Source organism: Janthinobacterium sp. JC611, from assembly GCF_018682595.1.
Taxonomy (GTDB): Bacteria; Pseudomonadota; Gammaproteobacteria; order Burkholderiales; family Burkholderiaceae_D; genus Janthinobacterium.
In genome coordinates this window covers 72478-92499 of sequence record NZ_JAFLJN010000005.1, presented here as the reverse complement: position 1 = coordinate 92499, position 20022 = coordinate 72478, and the positions used below count along the sequence as shown (strand labels likewise).

The 20022-nt window shown below is 64.3% G+C and carries 19 protein-coding genes; 10 read left to right on the top strand and 9 right to left on the bottom strand.

All coding sequences use genetic code 11. The annotated features are described in order from the left end of the window. Positions 1-61 precede the first annotated feature (61 nt). Complete coding sequence (locus tag J0O65_RS06355; RefSeq protein ID WP_502793543.1) at positions 62-925, bottom strand: outer envelope protein; 864 nt, start codon at positions 923-925, stop codon at positions 62-64. Between the two features lie 391 nt (positions 926-1316). Here J0O65_RS06355 and J0O65_RS06350 point away from each other — a divergent pair, with 391 nt between their 5' ends. The 6 genes from J0O65_RS06350 to J0O65_RS06325 all read left to right on the top strand — a co-directional run bounded on the left by J0O65_RS06350 (position 1317) and on the right by J0O65_RS06325 (position 8650). Further along, positions 1317-2831: an ABC transporter ATP-binding protein gene (locus J0O65_RS06350; protein WP_215405183.1), complete on the top strand. Its 1515-nt coding sequence runs from the start codon at positions 1317-1319 to the stop codon at positions 2829-2831. Beyond that, positions 2824-3900, top strand: a complete 1077-nt coding sequence (locus J0O65_RS06345; RefSeq protein ID WP_215405182.1) for an ABC transporter permease — start codon at positions 2824-2826, stop codon at positions 3898-3900. The genes J0O65_RS06350 and J0O65_RS06345 overlap by 8 nt, the downstream gene beginning before the upstream one ends. Beyond that, positions 3893-4822, top strand: a complete 930-nt coding sequence (locus J0O65_RS06340; protein WP_215405181.1) for an ABC transporter permease — start codon at positions 3893-3895, stop codon at positions 4820-4822. The genes J0O65_RS06345 and J0O65_RS06340 overlap by 8 nt, the downstream gene beginning before the upstream one ends. Before the next feature lie 21 nt (positions 4823-4843). Further along, the gene (locus tag J0O65_RS06335; RefSeq protein WP_215405180.1) at positions 4844-5920 is read left to right on the top strand and encodes a BMP family ABC transporter substrate-binding protein; all 1077 of its coding nucleotides are present in this window, start codon (positions 4844-4846) and stop codon (positions 5918-5920) included. A 114-nt stretch (positions 5921-6034) separates the two neighbouring features. Beyond that, positions 6035-6871, top strand: a complete 837-nt coding sequence (locus J0O65_RS06330; protein ID WP_077400451.1) for an HDOD domain-containing protein — start codon at positions 6035-6037, stop codon at positions 6869-6871. A 138-nt stretch (positions 6872-7009) separates the two neighbouring features. Beyond that, positions 7010-8650: a M28 family peptidase gene (locus J0O65_RS06325; protein WP_215405179.1), complete on the top strand. Its 1641-nt coding sequence runs from the start codon at positions 7010-7012 to the stop codon at positions 8648-8650. 45 nt (positions 8651-8695) lie between these two features. On the opposite strand, the gene J0O65_RS06320 is transcribed toward J0O65_RS06325, so the two are convergent. Next, a complete protein-coding gene (locus J0O65_RS06320; protein WP_215405178.1) occupies positions 8696-9916 on the bottom strand; it encodes an MFS transporter in 1221 nt (406 codons plus the stop codon). A 199-nt stretch (positions 9917-10115) separates the two neighbouring features. Further along, the gene (locus J0O65_RS06315) at positions 10116-11114 is read right to left on the bottom strand and encodes an LLM class flavin-dependent oxidoreductase (protein WP_215405177.1); all 999 of its coding nucleotides are present in this window, start codon (positions 11112-11114) and stop codon (positions 10116-10118) included. A gap of 234 nt (positions 11115-11348) precedes the next feature. On the opposite strand from J0O65_RS06315, the gene J0O65_RS06310 reads away from it, so the two are divergent. Both J0O65_RS06310 and J0O65_RS06305 read left to right on the top strand, forming a co-directional pair. Further along, positions 11349-12836: a dipeptidase gene (locus tag J0O65_RS06310; protein WP_251373539.1), complete on the top strand. Its 1488-nt coding sequence runs from the start codon at positions 11349-11351 to the stop codon at positions 12834-12836. A gap of 197 nt (positions 12837-13033) precedes the next feature. Then, positions 13034-14161: a M24 family metallopeptidase gene (locus J0O65_RS06305; protein ID WP_215405175.1), complete on the top strand. Its 1128-nt coding sequence runs from the start codon at positions 13034-13036 to the stop codon at positions 14159-14161. Between the two features lie 121 nt (positions 14162-14282). On the opposite strand, the gene J0O65_RS06300 is transcribed toward J0O65_RS06305, so the two are convergent. After that, on the bottom strand, positions 14283-14744 hold the full coding sequence (locus J0O65_RS06300; protein ID WP_215405173.1) for a hypothetical protein: 462 nt from the start codon (positions 14742-14744) through the stop codon (positions 14283-14285). 220 nt (positions 14745-14964) lie between these two features. Here J0O65_RS06300 and J0O65_RS06295 point away from each other — a divergent pair, with 220 nt between their 5' ends. Beyond that, a complete protein-coding gene (locus J0O65_RS06295; protein WP_215405171.1) occupies positions 14965-15243 on the top strand; it encodes a hypothetical protein in 279 nt (92 codons plus the stop codon). 21 nt (positions 15244-15264) lie between these two features. On the opposite strand, the gene J0O65_RS06290 is transcribed toward J0O65_RS06295, so the two are convergent. The 5 genes from J0O65_RS06290 to J0O65_RS06270 all read right to left on the bottom strand — a co-directional run bounded on the left by J0O65_RS06290 (position 15265) and on the right by J0O65_RS06270 (position 19040). Continuing rightward, entirely contained in the window at positions 15265-15690 is a 426-nt protein-coding gene (locus J0O65_RS06290; protein ID WP_251373537.1) for a VanZ family protein, read from the bottom strand. Positions 15691-16238: 548 nt separating this feature from the next. Beyond that, positions 16239-17003 (bottom strand): SDR family NAD(P)-dependent oxidoreductase, encoded by a 765-nt coding sequence (locus J0O65_RS06285; RefSeq protein WP_215405169.1) that lies wholly within the window; start codon positions 17001-17003, stop codon positions 16239-16241. A 72-nt stretch (positions 17004-17075) separates the two neighbouring features. After that, a complete protein-coding gene (locus J0O65_RS06280; RefSeq protein WP_215405167.1) occupies positions 17076-17597 on the bottom strand; it encodes a TPM domain-containing protein in 522 nt (173 codons plus the stop codon). Beyond that, on the bottom strand, positions 17597-18424 hold the full coding sequence (locus J0O65_RS06275) for a TPM domain-containing protein (protein ID WP_215405165.1): 828 nt from the start codon (positions 18422-18424) through the stop codon (positions 17597-17599). Before J0O65_RS06275 ends, J0O65_RS06280 begins: the two co-directional genes overlap by 1 nt. A gap of 1 nt (position 18425) precedes the next feature. Next, positions 18426-19040 carry a LemA family protein gene (locus J0O65_RS06270; RefSeq protein WP_215405163.1) on the bottom strand — a complete coding sequence of 205 codons (615 nt, stop codon included), beginning with the start codon at positions 19038-19040 and terminating at the stop codon, positions 18426-18428. A 157-nt stretch (positions 19041-19197) separates the two neighbouring features. Here J0O65_RS06270 and pyrF point away from each other — a divergent pair, with 157 nt between their 5' ends. Continuing rightward, the gene (gene pyrF, locus J0O65_RS06265; RefSeq protein WP_215405161.1) at positions 19198-20022 is read left to right on the top strand and encodes an orotidine-5'-phosphate decarboxylase; all 825 of its coding nucleotides are present in this window, start codon (positions 19198-19200) and stop codon (positions 20020-20022) included.

The window sequence follows — 20022 nt, the reverse complement described above, 5'->3', positions numbered from 1 at the left end:
GCAGGAAAGCTTCATGCTGGCATCAGGCGCGACCGTGTGTGTTGATGCGTGACAATGAATTTTAGAAATGGTACTCCGCGCGCACCATCGGCGTCTTCGCCGTCTGGCCCACGTTGCCCGTGGTGGCGGGCGAATTGCCGAACTTGTTCTTCCAGTACTGGTATTCCAGGCCCACGCGGAAGGTGTTCTTGGCGCTGCCCAGTGCCGCGCCCACGTCGTACATCACTTGCATGTCGATATTCGTTTCCACCGCCGTGTCGCGTCCCACTTCATCCTTGCCTTTGGAATCGATGAGGTTAAAGAAACCTTCGAACGAGAACAGCGGCGACAGGGGAATGGCCCAGGCGCCCGTCAGCATGGCGTGCGTTTTATACGTGTAGCGGCCCGTCACTTGCGAGATGGGCGGGAAGGCGCCACTGGGGGCGTTGCTCTCGCGCAGCAACAGCAGGCTGGTGTTGAAGAAGCCGGGCACGTCCCACATCAAGGTGGGGCCGGCCACCAGCATGCGCTTGCGCGAGTTGTAGCCGACGTCATTTTTCGTGTTGACGTCGAAGCCGAGGGTGACGCCGACGCCGCGCACGGGGCCGAACTGGATGTCGCTGCCGCGCACCTTGCCGATGTCGATGGTGTTGCGGTAGACCAGATACGCCTCTTGCGCGCCGGACGTTTTGCCGAGCGCGCCTGGGTCCTTGCTGTCGGAGATCAGGAAATCGAGGTTGACGAAATTGCTGCCGTATTTGTAGCCGCTGGCGTGCGTGATGGCGAAGATGTTTTTCTTGATGTCGTCCGGATTGAACGGTTCGCGGTAATCATTGCCGGCGCGCCAGCTCAGCGCGGTATCGCTCCATTCGGCAGCCTGGGCGGTCGCGCCCACGCCGAGGGTGGCGGTGAGGCAGAGCAATAGACACGGTATGGTTTTTGGCACTTTCGGCTCCTGATGGCGGTGTGGGAAAACGGAAATGAAATAGCTGGGGGCGTAGCCCGCATGCAGCGCTGCGATGGGGCAGGCAAATTGCGCACCGTTCAATCCATGATGCGAGAATCGCCGCGCCGGGCGATATGTCTTGTCTGGATACTGACTATCATTTCTTGCATATAATCATCGCACCTTCTCGCTCGTGCGGGGCAAGGTAGCCACTGTAAAGCTGATAATTTTTTTCAAAATTGTATACAGGTGTTGTTTTTTCGCGGAAATAGAAATGCGCGCCGCCACGCCCGCCCCCAAGCGCCGCGGATGCCGATACGATAGAGACAAGAGCTTGAATTTTTTCACCGGCAACGATGCCGGCGACCCTGCAGCGAGGCACAAAAAAACAATGACGGCACGCCTGGAACTCCTCGATATCAGCAAGCGCTATCCGGCCGTGGTGGCCAATGACGGCATCTGTCTCACCGTCGCGCCCGGGCAGATCCATGCCGTGCTCGGCGAGAACGGCGCCGGCAAATCGACCCTGATGAAAATCATCTATGGCGCCGTGCGGCCCGATGGCGGCCGCATCCTGTGGAATGGCCGCGAAGTCGAGATCGCCAACCCGTCGGCCGCGCGCGCGCTCGGCATCGCCATGGTGTTCCAGCATTTTTCCCTGTTCGATACCTTGACCGTGACGGAAAACATCGCCCTCGGTTTGCCTGCCGGCACCAACATGGCGGAGCTGGCGCAGCGCATCGAAGCGACGGCGCGCCAGTACGGCCTGGACCTGGAACCGCAGCGCCACGTGCACACGCTGTCCGTGGGCGAATGCCAGCGCGTGGAAATCGTGCGCGCCTTGCTGGCCAAGCCGCAACTGCTGATCCTCGACGAGCCGACCTCCGTGCTGACGCCGGGCGCCGTGGACAAACTGTTTGGCACCTTGCGCCAGCTGGCGGCCGAAGGCTGCAGCATCCTCTACATCAGCCACAAGCTCGACGAGATCCGCGCCCTGTGCCATACCTGCACGGTGGTGCGCGCCGGCAAGAACGCGGGCGTGTGCGACCCCACGCAGGAATCGGCGGCCAGCCTGTCGCGCATGATGATCGGCGCCGAGCCGCCCGCCGTCACGCGCGTGGCGCGCACGCCGGGCGCGGCCATGCTGAGCGTCAAGAATTTGGACTTGCCGAAGAGCCATCCGTTCGCCACGCAGTTGACGGACATCAGCTTCGACGTGCGCGCGGGCGAGATCGTCGGCATCGCCGGCGTGTCCGGCAATGGCCAGCAGGAATTGCTGGCCGCCCTGTCGGGCGAGGACGTGCGCGCAGCCTCCGCCAGCATCGTCCTGAACGGCACGCCGGCGGGCCGCTTGCCGCCGGGACGCCGGCGCGCCCTGGGCTTCGGCTTCGTGCCGGAAGAACGGCTGGGGCGGGGCGCCGTGCCCGACATGTCCCTGGCCGACAATGTGCTGCTCAGCTTGCAGACACCGGCCACCATCCGCCACGGCTTCCTGCGCCGTGACGCGATCGTGCAGCGCGCGGCCGCCATCCTCGCCCGCTTCCAGGTGAAGGCGGGCGGGCCGCAGGCGCTGGCGCGCAGCCTGTCGGGCGGCAACTTGCAGAAATACATAGTCGGGCGCGAAGTCATGCGCGAACCCACCGTGCTGGTGGTGGCGCAGCCGACCTGGGGCGTGGACGTGGGCGCGGCCGCGCAAATCCGCGCCGAATTGCTGGCCTTGCGCGACGCGGGTTGCGCGCTGCTCGTCGTGTCGGAGGAACTCGATGAATTGTTCGAGATCAGCGACCGCTTGCTGGTGATGGCGAAGGGAAAAATCTCGCCGTCGCTCGACGTGGCGGAGGCCAGCGTGGCGCAGGTGGGACAATGGATGAGCGGGCTGTGGCCGCGGGAGGCCATCCATGGCTAAGTTTGCCTTGCGCCTGGAAGCCCGTCCCACGCCGTCGCGGTTGATGTCGTGGCTGTCGCCCGTGCTGGCCGTGCTGCTGACCGTGCTGTGCGGCGCGCTGTTGTTCATGGCGCTGGGACACGATCCGCTGGCGGGACTGGCCGTCTTTTTCGTCGAACCCTTGCGCGACGCGCACGGCTGGTCCGAGCTGGGCCTCAAAGTGGCGCCCCTGCTCTTGATCGCCGTCGGCCTGGCCATCTGCTTTCGCGCCAACATCTACAACATCGGCGCGGAAGGGCAGCTGACCCTGGGCGCCATCTGCGGCGGCGCGGCAGCCCTGTACCTCGATGACGGCGTGGGCGGCGCGGCCATCATCGGCGTCTCGTTGCTGGCCGGCATGGCGGGCGGCATGGCGTGGGCGGGACTGGTGGCCTGGCTGCGCGACCGCTACAACGCCAGCGAAATTCTCGTCTCGCTGATGCTCGTCTACATCGCCCAATTGCTGCTCAGCTATCTCGTGTATGGCGTGCTGCGCGACCCGGAAGGCTTCAATTTTCCTCAGTCGAAACTGCTGTCGGACGGCTTGCTGTTGCCGATGGTGATCAGCGACACGCGCTTGCACGTGGGCATCGTGTTTGCCTTGCTGGCCTCGCTGGGCGGCTGGCTGTATCTGTCGCGCAGCATTGCGGGTTTTCGCCTGCGCGTGGGCGGCATGGCGCCGGCCGCCGCCCGGTATGCGGGCTTTTCCTCGCGCAAGACCTTATGGTCGTCCCTGCTGATCTGCGGCGCGCTGTCCGGCCTGGCGGGCGCCTGCGAAGTGCTGGGACCGATGGGGCAGCTCACGCCCACGGTCTCGCCCGGCTACGGCTTTGCCGCCATCATCGTCGCCTTCGTGGGGCGCCTGCATCCCGTGGGCGTACTCTTTTCCAGCTTCGTCATGGCCCTGTTCTATATCGGCGGCGAACTGGCGCAGTCGCGCCTCGGTTTGCCCAGCGCCATCACGGGCGTGTTCCAGGGCATCTTGCTGTTCGCCTTGCTCGCTTGCGACGTGCTGATCCAATACAAACTGCGCTGGAGAAAACATGGATAACCTGGCACTCACCATCGCGCCATTGATCGCCGCCAGCATCAACGCGGGCACGCCGCTGATGCTCGCCGCGCTGGGTCTGCTTGTGAATGAGAAGGCGGGCGTGGTGAACCTGGGCGCGGAAGGCATGATGCTGGTCTCGGCCATCACGGGCTTTGCGGTGGCCGTCAGCACGGGCAGCCCCACCCTGGGGTTTCTCGCCGGGGCGGGCGCCAGCATGCTGCTGTCCGGCTTCTTTGCCTGGCTGACCGTATGGCTGGGCACGAACCAGTACGCGACGGGCCTGGCCTTGTCGCTGTTCGGCGCGGGCGCGTCCACGTATATCGGCTTGAAGTATGTGGGCAACAGCTTGCAGAACAGCCGCTTCGGCATCCCTTACCTGGAAGACATTCCCGTGCTGGGACCGGCCCTGTTCCGCCAGCATGCCATGGTGTATCTGTCCCTGCTGCTGTGCCTGGCCATCGCCTGGTTCTTGTACCGCACGCGGGCCGGATTGGTGCTGCGCGCCGTGGGCGAGTCGCCGTCTTCCGCGCATGCGCTCGGCTATCCCGTGCGCCGCATCCGCCTGGCGGCCGTGCTGTTCGGCGGCGCCTGCTGCGGCCTGGCCGGCGCCTTCCTGTCGCTCGTCTACACGCCGCTGTGGGTCGAGGGCATGGTGGCGGGACGGGGCTGGATCGCGCTGGCGCTGACCACCTTTGCCACCTGGCGCCCGGCGCGCGTGGTGGGCGGCGCCTACCTGTTCGGCGGCATCACGATATTGACCTTCCACGCGCAGGCGCTGGGCGTGCCCATCGCCTCGCAACTGCTGTCGATGCTGCCGTATGTGGCAGCCATCGTCGTGCTCGTGCTCATTTCCAGCAATGCCAGTTACATCAAGCTCAACATGCCCGCTTCGCTGGGGAAAAATTTCAATCCCGGAAATTAATCACTCACCACAAGGAAAACCATGTCCAAGAAATTACTGTGCGCCGCCGTTTGCAGTGCCGTGCTGATGCCCGCCATGGCCGCCGCGCCCGCCGCCGCCCCGCTGAACGTTGGTTTTGTTTACATCAGCCCCATCGGCGACGCGGGCTGGACCACCCAGCATGACCTGGCGCGCAAGGAAATGGAAAAGGCGCTGGGCAACAAGATCACCACCAAGTACGTGGAAAACGTGCCGGAAAGCGCCGATGCGGAACGGGTGATCCGCGACCTGGCGCAAACGGGCAGCAAGCTGGTCATCACGACCTCGTTCGGCTACATGAATCCCACCTTGAAAGTGGCGAAGCAATTTCCTAATGTGAAGTTCATTCATTTGACGGGATACAAGACGGCGCCCAACGTGGCCAACACGAACGCGCGTTTCTACGAAGGCCGCTACCTGGCCGGCGTGTTGGCAGGCAAGATGAGCAAGACCCATGTGGCCGGTTATGTGGCGGCGTTTCCCATCCCGGAAGTGTTGCAGGGAGTTAACGCCTTCACGCGCGGCATGCGCAGCGTCGACCCGAAGGCGGAAGTGAAAGTGGTGTGGGTCAATAGCTGGTTCGATCCGGGCAAGGAGCGCGACGCGGCCATCACCCTGATTGGCCAGGGCGCCGACGTGGTCACCCACCACACGGACTCGACCGCCGTGGTGCAGGCGGCGGAAGAGAAGGGCAAGTATGCGATCGCCTACCATTCGGACATGAAGAAGTACGGGCCGAAGGCGCAGCTGGCGGCCGTCACCCACCATTGGGGCGAGTACTATACGAAGCAGGCGCAGGCCGTGCTCGACGGTACGTGGAAGTCCGGCAGCACCTGGGGCGGCATCAAGGATGGCATGGTCAAGCTGGAAGGCATCAACGCCGCCGTGCCGGCGGACGTGAAACAGTTTGTATTGGCGCGTGAGAAAGACTTGGTAGCTGGCAAGCTCAATCCTTTCAGCGCGCCGATCAAGGATAACGATGGCAAGGTGCGCCTGGACAAAGGCGTACTGGATGATGCGGCGCTGACGAAGATGGATTATTTTGTCGAAGGCGTGGCAGGGAAAGTTTCCGGAAAGTAATAGGTTTGAGCATAAACTTGCTGTAATATTGCCGGAAACGGGAGCCGGGCCGGGAGCATATTCCGGCCCATCCATACAGCAGAGCCTGAACAGGCCCGTACCGGAGATTGACCCATGGATAGATTGGAAGTATTCAAGATTATCGCGCTGCAAGCGAGCAAGGGCGAGCTGACGTTCCCCGCCAACGTCAAGGCCACCTTGAAGCTGCAGGAAGCGCTGGACGACCCCGATTGCCATATCGAGGCGGCCGCCCGCATGGTCATGGCCGAGCCGCTGCTGTCGGCCAGGGTCGTGGCATTGGCCAACTCGGCCGCCTACAACCGTTCCGGCAATGAAATCGCCAATGTGCGCGCGGCCGTCTCGCGCCTGGGCTTTGCCACCTTGAAATCGATGGTGGCGTCCGTCATCGTGCGCCAGCTGGGCAGCCAGATCACGGACCCGCAATTGCGCGCCAAGGCGGCCAAGCTGTGGGAACACACGGCCCACGTGGCCGCGCTGAGCCAGGTGATCGCGCGCAAAGTCACGCATGTGGACGTGGAAACGGCCATGTTCGCCGCCATCGTGCATGAAGTGGGCGGCTTTTATCTGCTGTCGCGCGCCGAGGAGTATCCAGGATTGCTCGACGACAATACCGAAGACTGGATCGAATACGGCGAAAAGCTGATCGGCCGCGGCGTGCTGCGCCAACTGCAAGTGCCGGACATGGTCTTGCAAGCGGTGGAAGGCATGTGGCATGGCGGCAGCCCCTTCCCGCCCCGTACCCTGGGCGCGACCCTGGTGCTGGCCAACGACCTGTCGCCCGTCGGTTCGCCCTTGCACCCGCCGGAAAGCGCCGCGCGGCGCCAGGCGGCGGCGAAGATCGACTTCGGCATCGGCGGCAGCACCCTGCACACGATACTCGACGAATCGGCGGAAGAGATCGAATCGCTGGCGGCAGCCTTGCTGGTCTGACGCTTTTTCCATCGCCCATCCCCGCCCTTGCCGCGGGGATTTTTTTCGTCCGCATTTTGAGCCATCTTTCTCCATGGCATACAATCGCCGGCCCGGCCATCCGCCGGACTGAATGTCTCCTCTTATCCAAAGGATCTTATGCAGAAGCTGTTTTCTTCCCTGGCCGTCACGGCGCTCGCTTCCAGCCTGGCGCTGGCGTTTTCCGCACACGCCGCCACCGGCTTGCCCGTGGTGCAGGAAGCGCCCCTGCGCGCCCACCTGGCCTTCCTGTCCAACGATTTGCTGGAAGGCCGGGGTACGGGCCAGCGCGGCGCCGACCTGACGGTGGCCTACCTGGAAACCCAGGCGCAGATGGCCGGTTTGCGTCCTGTGCGCGGCAATAGCTATCGCCAGAGCGTGCAGATCGCCGGCGTGAAATCGCTGCCGCAAGAGAGCAGCCTGCACGCCGTGGCGGGCGGCAAGGCCGTGCCGCTGGCGTTCGGCCCGGACTGGGTGTGGGCCACGGGCGACTCCGTTGCCGCGCATACCTTCGATGCGCCGCTCGTGTTCGTCGGCTACGGCATCACGGCGCCGGAAGAAGGCTGGAACGATTTCAAGGGCGTCGATGTCAAAAACAAGATCGTCGTCATGATGGTCAACGATCCGCAAGCGACTACCGCCGAGCCGAACCGCTTTGCCGGCAAGGCGCTGACCTATTACGGTCGCTGGACCTACAAATTCGAGGAAGCCAAGCGCCAGGGCGCGGCTGGCGTATTGCTGATCCACACGAAACCATCGGCTTCGTATGACTGGAGCGTGGTGCAGAACAGCTGGAGCGGCAGCGAACGCTTCCAGTTGGCCGATCGCACGGCTGGCACGCCGCTGCAGGGCTGGATCGCGGAAGACGCGGCGCGCCGCTTGTTCGCGGCCGGTGGCCAGGACCTGGACGCCTTGCGCGCGCAAGCGGAAAGCAAGGACTTCAAGGCCGTCGCATTGAACGCCAAGCTGAGCGGCGAAATGAAGTCCGCCGTGCGCAAGGTGGAACAGTTCAATATCGCCGGCATGGTGCCGGGCACCGATCCGGTATTAAAAGATGAAGCCGTCATCTACAGCGGCCACTGGGACCATCTGGGCAAGCAGGGCAAGGATGACGAAAAAGCGGGCGACACCATCTACAACGGCGCCGTCGACAATGCGTCCGGCACGGCCGGCCTGCTGGCCATGGCGCAGGAAGCCGTGAAACAGCCGGCGAAGCGCACGCAGATCTTCCTGTGGGTGGCGGCCGAAGAGCAGGGCTTGCTGGGCAGCGCCGCGTATGCGGCCGACCCGCTGTGGCCGCTAAACAAGACGGCGGCGGCGCTGAACCTCGACAGCCTCAATTTCGTCGGCGCCACGCACGACATCGGCGCGCAGGGCAGCGAGCGCACGGAGCTGGGCGCCATGGCCGCGACGGTGGCGAAAGCCATGGGCATGCACATCGCGCCAGCGCGTCCCGACCTGGCCGGCGGCTATTTCCGCAGCGACCATTTCAGCTTTGCCAAGGCGGGCGTGCCCGCGTTTTCCATCAATGGCGGACGCGAGTACATCAAGGACGTGGCAGCGTCGAAAGCCAAGGCGGCCGCCTACGGCCCCCGCTACCATCAAGTCACCGACGAGTACGATGCCAGCTGGGATTTGTCCGGCATGACGCAGCAGGCGCAGTTCACCCTGAACCTGGGGCAGGCCGTGGCGAATGCGGCCAGGATGCCGGCCTGGAAGGCGGGCGATGCGTTCGGCAAGGCGCGCGCGCCGGCGAAGTAAGGACGTAAAAAAACCGCTCGTCCGAGCGGTTTTTTTCGCGCTGGTTCAGGTGGCGCTTGTCCGTTCCAGTCTGCGCTGCGTGTGGCGGTACTTGCTCCACACGATCAGCAGCAACAGCGGCATGGCGCCGCCCACCATGCACAGGGCGGGCCAGCCGCCGGCGGCGAAGCTGGCGCTGGCCAGGGCCGAGCCTGCCGACGCGCCGATGAAGCCGCCCGCGATGAACACGGTGGTGACGCGCGCCCGCGCATGCGGCGCCAGTTTATAGATGATCGACTGGTGCGTCACTTGCAAGCCCATCACGCCCATGTCCAGCAGGACGATGCCGATCAACAGCAGCGCCAGCGAATGGGCGCCAAAGCCGATCAGGGCCCAGCCCGCGATGGAGCCCACGGCCAGCAGCCACGTGGCCTGGCGCGCATAGCCGCGGTCGGCCATGCGGCCCGCCGTGTTGGCGGCAAACGCACCCGTGGCGCCCGCCAGGCCGAACAGGCCGATCTGCATTTCCGAGTAGTGATATGGCGCGCCGCTGAGCAAGAAGGTCAGGCCCGTCCAGAATACGCTGAAGGTGCCCAGGCCCAGGCCCGAGAACAGGGCGCGCTGGCGCAGTAGCGGTTCCTGGCGGATGATGTCGGCCAGCGAGGCCATCAATTTTCCGTATTGCAGCCTGCCACGCGGCGCCTCGTTGGGCAGGATGCGGCGCAGCATGACGAGCAGGGCGGCCACGACGATGGCGGCCAGCACGTAGACGGTGCGCCAGCCGCCGCTGATCTGCGACACCGTGCCGGAGACGGTGCGCGCCAGCAGAATCCCCAGCAACAAGCCCGTCATGACGGTGCCCACCATGCGGCCCCGGCTGTGATCGGGCGCGTACGACGCCACCATGGCCGTGACCACCATCAATGCGCTGGACGTGATGCCCATCAAGACGCTGGCGATGGCAAAGACGATGATGTTCTGGCTGGTGGCTGCCAGCAGCAGGGCGCCGATCTTGGCGATCAGCATCCAGGTCAGCAACTGGCGGCGGTTCAGCACGTCGCTGAGCGGCACGAGGAAGACGATGCCCAGCACATAGCCGATCTGCGTGGCCGTGACCAGGTAGCCCGCTTGCGGCACGCTCACGCCAAACGAGGCGGCCAGCATGGAAGTAAGCGGCTGCACATAGTACAGGCTGGCGACGAGCACGCCGGCGGACAGGGCGAACAACAGGATGCGCGTCGACGTCAGCAGGGTGCTGGCGTCGATAGTGGATGGTGCAGATTTCATGCGATACAACTTTCTTGGAATGACGCTTTTGGACGAGCATGATAGCGGGGCGGCGCATTTCTTGCCGGGCGCGGCCGATTTTGCGGCGGGGTGGAAGGAAACCCCGCAGGCAAAACGGCAGACAAAAAAATCCCGGCGATCGTTGCCGACGGCCGGGAAAAGGGTATTTGGGGAAATACCGAGGGAGGAAAACTGTCAGTTACTGTTGCCGGGCCAGCTCCGCATGCACCTGCGCCGTGATTTCATACGAGCGCAGGCGGTGCTGGTGCTCGAAAATCTGCGAGGTGATCATCAGCTCGTCGGCGCCCGTCTCGGCAATGAAAGCGGCCATCTTGGCCTTGACGGTCTCCGGCGCGCCGATGGCCGTGCACGACAGGACGGAGTCGAGCATGGCGCGTTCCTGCGGCCCCAGCTGTTCCAGGTAGCCGGGCACGGGTGCTTGCAGGCGCGACGGGCGGCCCGTGCGCAGGTTGACGAAGGCCTGCTGCATCGAGGTGGCGCGCAGCTGCGCCTGCGCATCCGTGTCGGCGGCAAACACATTGAAGCCCAGCATCACGTACGGTTTCGCCAATTGTTTTGACGGCTTGAAGTGTTCGCGGTAATACGCCACGGCTTGCATCATCATTTGCGGCGCGAAGTGCGAGGCGAATGCATATGGCAAGCCCAGGTGGGCGGCCAGCTGGGCGCCGAACAGGCTTGACCCGAGTATCCACACGGGCACTTTCGCGCCCTTGCCGGGCACGGCCAGCACGCGCTGGCGCGGCTCGTCGGACATGTAGTCGATCAATTCCAGCACGTCTTGCGGAAACTGCTCCGCGTCGGATTGCAGGTCGCGGCGCAGCGCGCGCGCCGTCGTCTGGTCGGAGCCGGGCGCGCGGCCCAGGCCCAGGTCGATGCGGCCCGGATGCAGCGCTTCCAGTGTGCCGAACTGTTCCGCGATGACCAGCGGCGAGTGGTTCGGCAGCATCACGCCGCCCGCGCCCACGCGGATGGTCTTCGTGCCGGCCGCCACATGGGCGACGACGACGGCCGTGGCGGCGCTGGCGATGCCGGGCATGCCGTGGTGTTCGGCCAGCCAGTAGCGGTGATAGCCCCAGCGTTCGCCGTGCTGCGCCAGGTCGAGCGTGTTCTTGAACGACTGGCTGGCGTCGCTGCCTTCGGCGATGGGGGCCAGGTCGAGTATGGAAAATGGAATCATGGTAGCGATATCGGGACGTGGTGGAAAATCACAATGGACGATTTGTCTATCCCTTGACGCTGGCAGGGTCACCCAGGACGGCGTGGCGGGGAAGACAGGCTGGACACATCATAATGCGAATCGGGAATTTGCGTACTGATCGGTAAAAAACTCGTGTTGATTGGAAAGCGGGCAAGGCAATGCTAGAGTGTGCTTCCCAACTTCATGCGCCTCCCCATGTTCAAGAAACCTGTTTTGCTGACCTTGATTAGCCTGCTGCTGCAGTCCGCCGCCCACGCCGCGCCCGTCAGCCTGCAGGCGCAGGAAACGGCCCGCTACGCGCTGGCCACCTATCCCGAGCCGCTGATCGCCAGCCTGGCGCAGATGATCAGCTACAACACGGTGGCCGACCCGGCCGTGCCCTTTGCCGACCATCCCCAGCACACGGGCTTCAAGCGCTACCTGGCGGCCGAGGCGCAGCGCCTGGGATTCGATTTCCATGATCACGGCCACGTGGTGATCATCGGCATGGGCAGCGGCAGCGAGCGCGTGGGCGTGATCACGCATGGCGACGTGCAGCCCGTGAATCCCGCCAAGTGGGCCCGTTCGCCATTCGAGCTGGACCGAACCAGCGAGCCTGGAAAACTGCTGGGACGGGGCACGGAAGACGACAAGGGACCCATCGCCACGGCCCTGTATGCGATGAAAGCGATCCAGGACAAGCAGGTGCCGTTGAGCAAGCGCATCGAGCTGTACGTCTACATGGCCGAGGAATCGGACTGGGAACCGTTGAAACAATTCCTGAAAACCCATACGCCGCCACAGGTCAACATCACCATCGATGCGGAATATCCGGTGGTGACGGCCGAGAAGGGGTATGGCTCGATCAAGCTGACCTTGCCGCCGCGCACGGCGCTGCCGCTTGCGGGCGGCCCTGTGCTGAAGAGCCTGACGGGCGGCTTTTTCGGCAGCCAGATACCGGAAGACGCACAAGCCGTCATCGGCCATGCGCCGGCCGCGCTGGAGACGGCCATCCGCGCCCGCGCGCAGGGCCAGCAGGGCATGCGCTACAGCTATGCGCGCGATGGCGACACCTTGACGGTGACGGCGCTGGGTGTGTCGGCCCACTCGTCGAAGCCGGAAGACGGCGTCAACGCCATCAGCATGCTGGCCGACGCGCTGGCCGTGCAGCCGTGGCAGGGCACGCAGGCGGCCGACATGCTGTCGTTCCTGAATGAGCTGGTGGGCACGGGCATTTACGGCGAACGCTTTGGCCAGATCGCCTACCGCGACGGCTTCATGGGACCGATGACGGTGGCGCCTACCGTGCTCAAGCAAGATGGCGGCGCGCTGGAACTGAACATCAATTTGCGCCGTCCGCAAGGCAAGACGGCGGCCGTGCTGCAGCAGCAGGTGACGGCCGCCTTCGATGGCTGGAAGGCGCGGCGCCACGTGCCGGCGAGCTTGCAGGTGCAGATTGGCGAACCATGGCTGCAGACGGACGCGCCGCAGATTCCCACGTTATTGTCCGTCTTCGAGCACTACACTGGCATGGCGAAACCGCAACCGGTGGCCATAGGCGGCGGCACCAATTCGCGCCTGTTCCCGAACGCCGTCAGCTTTGGCCCGGCCATGCCGCACACCGTCTACACGGGGCATTCCGAACATGAGTTCATCACGGAAAAGCAGCTGTTGCTGAACTTGCAAATGTACACGGCCGCGCTGATCGAGCTGGCGAAATAGCCGCTTGCAAAAATAGAGGGAAGTCATAGACTGCAAGCCTGAGACGCATCCGGGCACTGAACTTTTCATGTAGGCGCCGGTCTTACGTTTCCATGTGGGAAGGGAGCAGCTATGCATGAACAACAGGACGCCCGGCTGGTGCCAGGCAGGGCAGGCGCGGTGGCGCCATGCCCGATGATCGCGCACGAGGGGCGGTCATGAACTGGCCGCTGGAACTGGAAGTGGGACACAAGCTGGCGCAGATGCGGGGCTGGCTGGAACAGGAGCGGGCCGGCGCCGTGCGCCTGCGCGGCGTGGACTGGTTTGCGTGGGCCACGGCGGGGGCGTCGAACAGCCATTGCCATACGGCAGAGTGCGGCTGCGCGGAAGTGCTGGTGACGCGCGACGCCGCCTACATCCTGACGGACGAAGCGGAAGCCATGCGCATGCGGGAAGAGGAAGTGCGCGGGCCATGGTTGTGGCAAGTGTCGCCCTGGATGCAACCGCAGCTGTATGAATTGCGCGAGCATTTCGTGCAGCATGCGGCCGGCGGCGCGCCGGTCTTGTCCGACCGGCCGGGTTTGCACGAACGCAGCTTGCCCGTGGCCCTGCGCGAAGAGCGGCTGGTGCTGCTGGAATCGGAGCAGCAGCGTTACCGGCAGGTGGGGCAGCTGGCTGCCGGCGCGGCCGCGGATGCGCTGCGCCAGGCCCGCCCCGACTGGAGCGAGCAGGAACTGGCTGCCGCGTGCGCGCGCGCGCTGTGGCTGCGGGGCTTGCAGGCCGTGCACGTGCTGGTCAGCGGCGAGGAGCGCCAACACCGTTATCGGCGCGCGCCGCCAGCCCAGGTGATGCTGGGCACGCAAGCCGTGCTGGCCCTGTGCGCGCGGCGTTTCGGCCTGTGCGCCAGTCTCAGCCGTCAACGGCGCTTCGGTCCGGCGCGGCATCGGGGCAACGGCGCGGCGGTGCTCATGGACGATGCCGATGCGGCCATGCTGGCGCTGGAAGCGGTGGCGCTCGACGCTTGCGAAACGGGCCATGCGCTGAGCATGGTGTATCACGCACTCGACAGCGCCTACGCCTATGCAGGCCAGCCCGACACGGTGCGCACGAGCCGGCAGGGCGGTATCCATGGCTACCTGGCGCCCGAAGTGGTGGCTGGCGCGCACACGGAAATCATCCTCAAGCGGGGCATGGCGCTGGCCTTCCACCCCAGCCTGCCCGGCAGCACGGTGGAAGACACATTTCTGCTCGACGGCAGCCAGTTGCACAACCTGACGCACGACCCGGCCTGGCCCTCTGCCGTGGTGCAGGGGCGCAGCCGGCCGCTGACGCTGACGCAGGCCTGAAAAATGGTTGGCAACTGCGCGGCAACTGCGCACTCAGTGCGTGCCAATGCGTGCCAATGCGTGCCGAGTGCGGCCAGGTGCTGTGAGGAAATCGGCCAGCATCGGCAAGCCCCTGCACTGATCAATAGCGCTGCACCACACCTTTTTGCACGGTGACCCGCTCACCGATCTGGAAGGCGGGCTGGGTATTTTGCACAAAGGTGCGCGTCGTGCCATCTTCCAGGCGCAAGGTGACGCGGTACAGCATATTGCCCGCCGCGCCCGAGGTGGTGCCGGCGGTGCCAGACGTGCCCGCCTGCATGTCGGCACTGCCCTGGTCCATGCTGCGCGGCACGGTTTCTATCGATTGCACCGTGGCGTAACTGATGTTCATGTCGCTGCTCATGCTGCTGCCTGTGGCGTTGCCGGTATCGGTGCTGGCCGTGCTGCTGGTCGGGGGGCTGCTTTGCGGTGTCGTGCCGGCCGGCGCGGCATAGGTTTCGCCGCTATTGCTGCGCGCCAGGCTGGCATTCTCCGTGGAATGGCAGGCCGCCAGCAGGGTGCATGTCAGGCCGGTCAGCAGCAGGGTTGTTTTCGATCTCATCTTGGTCTCCTCATGGTCGCACACTCAGGATCGGCGCCCGCGGTGATGCGGATGGCGGCGATTGCTGCATGTAAGAGCATGGCGGAACAAGGATGTTCGGCAGCCGTCATTGTCGATTGAGCTAGATCAAGCATCTAATTGCCGTGCTTGGTATAAACGATGCTGGCAATCACCATTTTGTGCGTCCGCACGTTTCCTCACTGTTTAATCGGGAGAAAAAATGTCATCTGGTCCTACCGCAAAACTGATCGATGAGTTGGTGCAGGCCGTCGCCGGCGCCGCGCGCGATGCCCGTGCGCGCCATGTATTGGCCCAGGCCTTGCATGGCCTGGTGCGGCTGGCGCGCTCGGAACAGTTGCTCGACATGCAGCGCGATGCGGCACGCGCCATGGGCGCCGGCAGCCGGCGCGAGGCGCGCGCCCTGATGCGGCGCCTGGGCACGCGCAGCCAGGGACAGTTGCGGCTGGAGTTGCAGGATAGCGAAGCGGACCGCGCCTGACGGACGCGCGTCATCCCCCGTTCAGGTTTCGGACAGCGGCGCGTCCTTGCCCAGGGCGGCGGCGACCATTTTCGGCCACAGGAAATACAGCGGCAGGCAGACCGCCGTCGCGGCCGTGATATCGACCACCCAGTCGCTGACGGCGCCATGGCGGTAAGGCAGGAAACTCTGGATGAATTCGTCCAGCGCGCCCATGGCCGCCACCATCAGCACCGACAACAGCGCGCGGCGCGCCATGCCGCCGCCCGTGCCGCTGAACAGGATCAGGGCCAGCACGCCATAGCCGAGGGAATGCAGCACGCCGCCGGACGCATATTGGCCTACGTCCGCGCGCACGCCGGGGATGTCGCCGATCAGGATCACCAGGACATACAACAGCAGCGCGGTGCGGTAGCGCAGGCGTTCATAACGGTCGGAAAAACAGAGTTCGGGCAAGGATGCAGGCATGATGCGTCAGGACGGGTGGAAAGGCAGTCACAATATCATGCGCTTGGCGGGCCACCATGTTTTTGCGCAAGAGCTTGCCGGGCAGGCAAAAAAAGGCCCGCGGGGGCGCGGGCCAAAAACCCAAATGAAATGGGTCAAGAGTTGAGAGTTGCTCGGTACTCACCATGTCGCGCGCCTTGCCGGCGCCCGCCACGGTCATGAAAGGGGAGTGGTGTGCCATCGCAGCACACCTGTCTGTAGTCAGGCATATCGGTTGCCTGTACAGCAGATGAAGCAAGTATGGGGGGCGAACATGACGAGCTGATGACACGCCGCAACATTTTTTTGCGACAGCGCAATTTATCGGAAAGAGTGTGGAATATGGCAAGAATGGCCATGTTACAGCAGTGATGGCGAAAAAAAAGCCCGCTGGTGAAAGCGGGCTTAAAACTATTTTCTTGGAGGAGAATAGTGGAGACAGGTGCATTATGCTGCGTCGCACGATATGTGTCTAATGGTATTTTCAGATAACCATTATCGTTTTTTGATATAACTGGCTGTGCCTGCCTTTACTCCTTCACGGCCACCGTGTAATTGAGCGCCATGCGCCCCCCGTCGACATAGATGGTCTGGCCCGTCATGTAGGTGGCGTCGTCGCTGGCCAGGAAGGCGGCGATGCCGGCCACTTCTTCCGGTTCGCCGCAGCGGCCCAGCGGCGTGCGCGACAAAATCGTGTGGCGCGCCTGCGGGCTCGACAGCACCGCCTGCTTGGCCAGTTCCGTCAGGATGGTGCCTGGTCCGATGCCGTTCACGCGCACGCCGTGCGGCGCCAGGTTCAAGGCCATGACCTTGGTCAGCTGGTTGATGGCGCCTTTCGACACCACGTACGGCACCTGGTTCGGAATCGCCAGTTCCGCGTTCACGCTGGACATATTGATGATGCAGCCGCTGTTGCGCTTGACCATCTCGCGCGCCACGGCCTGGCCGCACAGGAACATCGATTTCAGGTTGATGCGCATGACCCGGTCGAAATCGTCTTCGCAGACGTCGAGGAAGTCGGCCGCGTGCGTGACGCCCGCATTGTTGACGAGGATATCGATGTGGCCGAACTGGGCCAGGGTTTCCTTCAGCATGGCATCGACGTCCGCCTTCTGGCTGACGTCGGCGCAAAAGAAGCGCGCCTGCGGGCCGAGGGCGGCCGCCGCCTGCGTGCCTTCTTCCTTGATGTCGACCAGCATCACTTGCGCCCCTTCGGCGATCAGGCGGGTGGCGCAAGCGAGGCCGATGCCTTGCGTGGCGCCCGTGACGATGGCGGTTTTATCGATCAGTTTCATGTGTTCTCCTCTGCGGGTGGGGCGCGCTGCCTGTGTGCGCGGCAATGGCAGATTTTAATCCCTGCCCGGGATTCAGAGGAGGATGGGTTCGTTCGGCAACTGGTTGCCGCGCGTGCCATCGGCGGGGAAGTGGCTTTGCAGCAGGGTATTCAGCTGCGCCAGCGCTTGCAGGGTGCTGTCATGGTAATTGCCCTCCTTGAAGCCTTTCGTCATGGTGCGGCACACGGCTTGCCATTGCTCCGGCGTGACGCGGCGGCCCACGTTGCGGTCGGCCACGATATCGACCTGGTGTTCGGCCAGGTTGATATAGATCAGCACGCCAACGTTGTCTTCCGTATCCCACACGCCATACTGGGCGAACAGTTCGCGCGCCCGCTCGCGGTTGCTCACGCCCTGGTAGGCCATGCCCGGCGTCAGGGCCGCTTCGACGATCAGGCGCACTTCCGCCTGGTGCATCGCTTCACCGTCGGCGATGGCCGTCTCGATGGCTTTCAGGGTGCGTTCCGGAAAGGCCTGGCGCGCCGTCGCCGGCGTGCCCCGCAAATGTTTCAAGGCCCGTCCGCAGCGTTGTCCGAATGTCAGTTGTTTCGTCATTACCAATCTCCCGAGGCGCCGCCGCCGTCAAAACCGCCGCCGCCACCACCGAAACCACCGCCGCCGCCGCCACCAAAACCGCCGCCGCCGAAGCCGCCGCCGCCGCGGTGGTTCAGGGCCTGGTTGAGGATGCTGCCCAGCACGACGCCGGTGGCGCCGCTGGACCAGTTGCTGCCGCGCTGCAGCCGCGTGGGTCCGCCGCGCGAGCGGAACAGGGTCAGCACGACGAGAAAGCCGAAGAACAGCAGCGGCAGCCAGAAGGTCATGCCGCCCGCTTCCATGCTGGCTGGCGCTTTTTGCTGGACCGGGGCGGGGAATTGCTCCTGGTTCAGCAGGGTGGCAATCGCGCCTATGCCGGCCACCAGGCCGCCGTAATAATCATTTTGCTTGAAATGCGGGGCGATGACGTCTTGCAGGATGCGTTTCGATTGCGCATCCGTCAGCACGCCCTGCACGCCGCGGCCCGCTTCAATGCGCAGGCGGCGCAGGGACGAGGGGTTGTCCTTCGCCACCATCAGCAGCACGCCGTCATCGACGCCCTTGCGGCCCAGCTTCCAGGCATCCGTCACGCGGATGCTGTATTGCTCGATGGCTTCCGGTTCCGTGCTCTTGACCAGCAGCACGGCGATCTGGCTGCCCGTCTTGGCTTCGTAATCGGCCAGCACGCCTTCCAGCGCCGCCTTTTGCTTGGCGTCGAGCATGCCGGCGTTGTCCGTCACGCGCGCGGCCAGCGGCGGCACGGGCTGCAAGCCCTGCGCGCCGGCCGGCGGCATCGACCACAGCAGCAGCGCCGTCGCCAGCGCCGCAAGGTAGGACCAGGTTTTCATCTTATTTGCCGAAGTTGACGGTCGGTGCTGTCGAGATGGCTTTTTCATTGTCCACCGTGAACGATGGCTTGACCTTGTAGCCGAAGACCATGGCCGTCAGGTTGTTCGGGAAGCTGCGCGCATGCACGTTGTAATCCTGCACGGCGGCGATATAACGCTGGCGCGCCACGGTGATGCGGTTTTCCGTGCCTTCCAGCTGCGACTGCAAGTCGCGGAAGCTGGTGTCGGCTTTCAGGTCGGGGTATTTCTCGGACACCACCATCAGGCGCGACAGGGCCGACGACAGCTGCCCCTGCACTTGCTGGAATTTCTCGAACGCGGCCGGGTCGTTCAGCACCTCGGGCGTGATCTGGAAACTGGTGGCGGCTGCGCGCGCCTTCGTCACCGCTTCCAGCGTTTCCTTTTCATGCGTCGCATAGCCCTTGACGGTGTTCACCAGGTTGGGGATCAGGTCGGCGCGGCGCTGGTATTGGTTGACCACTTCGCCCCAGGCGGCCTTGGTGGCTTCGTCCTTGCTCTGGAATTCGTTGTAGCCGCAGCCCGTCAGGATGCCGGCCAAGACGGTGACGCTCAGCGCCAGGCGCAGCCATTTGGTGAATTGATTGGTGATTTGCATGATAGGTTCCGTGCGTAATGGGGGAGGTGAGGCAAATATACCTGAAACGGCCTGCAATGTCGGTTTAATAAGCGCCGGCCGCCGCCCCCGGCTGCCTTGCATGGCCTGCGCCGCGTTACAATACGGGGTTTGCAACTGAATATAGAGAAGGTGTGCCGTGAATTTCATCGATAAATTATCCGCCGCATGGACGGCCAATAATTCCCTGCTGTGCGTGGGCCTGGACCCCGACCTGGCGAAACTGCCGGCCGAACTGCGCGACCTGCCTGATGGAATCACCACCTTTTGCACGCGCATCATCGACGCCACGGCCGACCTGGCCTGCGCCTTCAAGCCGCAGATCGCGTACTTTGCCGCGCTGGGCGCGGAAAAGCAGCTGGAAGACATCTGCCGCTACGTGCGCGAGAACTACCCGCACATCCCGCTGATCCTCGACGCGAAACGGGGCGACATCGGCGCGACGGCCACGCAATACGCGCGCGAAGCGTTCGAGCGCTACGGCGCCGACGCCGTCACCGTCAACCCCTATATGGGCGAGGATTCGCTCGATCCCTACCTGGCGTGGAAAGACCGCGGCGTGATCATTCTGTGCCGCACCTCGAACCCGGGCGGCTCGGACCTGCAATTCCTGAATACGGACGGCGAACCGCTGTACCAGCGCGTGGCGCGCCTGGTGGCCGGGAAGTGGAATAAAAACGGCCAGTGCGCGCTCGTCGTCGGCGCCACCTTCCCTGAAGAACTGGCGCAAGTGCGCGCCATCGTCGGCGACATGCCGCTGCTGGTGCCCGGCATCGGCGCCCAGGGTGGCGACATCGCCGCCACCGTCGGCGCGGGCCAGACGGCGAACGGCATGGGCATGATGATCAGCTCGTCGCGCGCCATCATCTACGCCACGCCGCAAGCGGGCGAAGACTGGGCCGACGCGGCGCGCCGCGTGGCGATTGAAACGCGCGATGCGATCAACACCCATCGGTCGGTTTAA

Coding starts and splice junctions, on each gene's coding strand:
- J0O65_RS06350 (WP_215405183.1), top strand. CDS start 1,317: ATGACGGCACGCCTGGAACTCCTCGATATCAGCAAGCGCTATCCGGCC.
- J0O65_RS06345 (WP_215405182.1), top strand. CDS start 2,824: ATGGCTAAGTTTGCCTTGCGCCTGGAAGCCCGTCCCACGCCGTCGCGG.
- J0O65_RS06340 (WP_215405181.1), top strand. CDS start 3,893: ATGGATAACCTGGCACTCACCATCGCGCCATTGATCGCCGCCAGCATC.
- J0O65_RS06335 (WP_215405180.1), top strand. CDS start 4,844: ATGTCCAAGAAATTACTGTGCGCCGCCGTTTGCAGTGCCGTGCTGATG.
- J0O65_RS06330 (WP_077400451.1), top strand. CDS start 6,035: ATGGATAGATTGGAAGTATTCAAGATTATCGCGCTGCAAGCGAGCAAG.
- J0O65_RS06325 (WP_215405179.1), top strand. CDS start 7,010: ATGCAGAAGCTGTTTTCTTCCCTGGCCGTCACGGCGCTCGCTTCCAGC.
- J0O65_RS06320 (WP_215405178.1), bottom strand. CDS start 9,916: ATGAAATCTGCACCATCCACTATCGACGCCAGCACCCTGCTGACGTCG.
- J0O65_RS06315 (WP_215405177.1), bottom strand. CDS start 11,114: ATGATTCCATTTTCCATACTCGACCTGGCCCCCATCGCCGAAGGCAGC.
- J0O65_RS06305 (WP_215405175.1), top strand. CDS start 13,034: ATGAACTGGCCGCTGGAACTGGAAGTGGGACACAAGCTGGCGCAGATG.
- J0O65_RS06300 (WP_215405173.1), bottom strand. CDS start 14,744: ATGAGATCGAAAACAACCCTGCTGCTGACCGGCCTGACATGCACCCTG.
- J0O65_RS06295 (WP_215405171.1), top strand. CDS start 14,965: ATGTCATCTGGTCCTACCGCAAAACTGATCGATGAGTTGGTGCAGGCC.
- J0O65_RS06290 (WP_251373537.1), bottom strand. CDS start 15,690: ATGCCTGCATCCTTGCCCGAACTCTGTTTTTCCGACCGTTATGAACGC.
- J0O65_RS06285 (WP_215405169.1), bottom strand. CDS start 17,003: ATGAAACTGATCGATAAAACCGCCATCGTCACGGGCGCCACGCAAGGC.
- J0O65_RS06280 (WP_215405167.1), bottom strand. CDS start 17,597: ATGACGAAACAACTGACATTCGGACAACGCTGCGGACGGGCCTTGAAA.
- J0O65_RS06275 (WP_215405165.1), bottom strand. CDS start 18,424: ATGAAAACCTGGTCCTACCTTGCGGCGCTGGCGACGGCGCTGCTGCTG.
- J0O65_RS06270 (WP_215405163.1), bottom strand. CDS start 19,040: ATGCAAATCACCAATCAATTCACCAAATGGCTGCGCCTGGCGCTGAGC.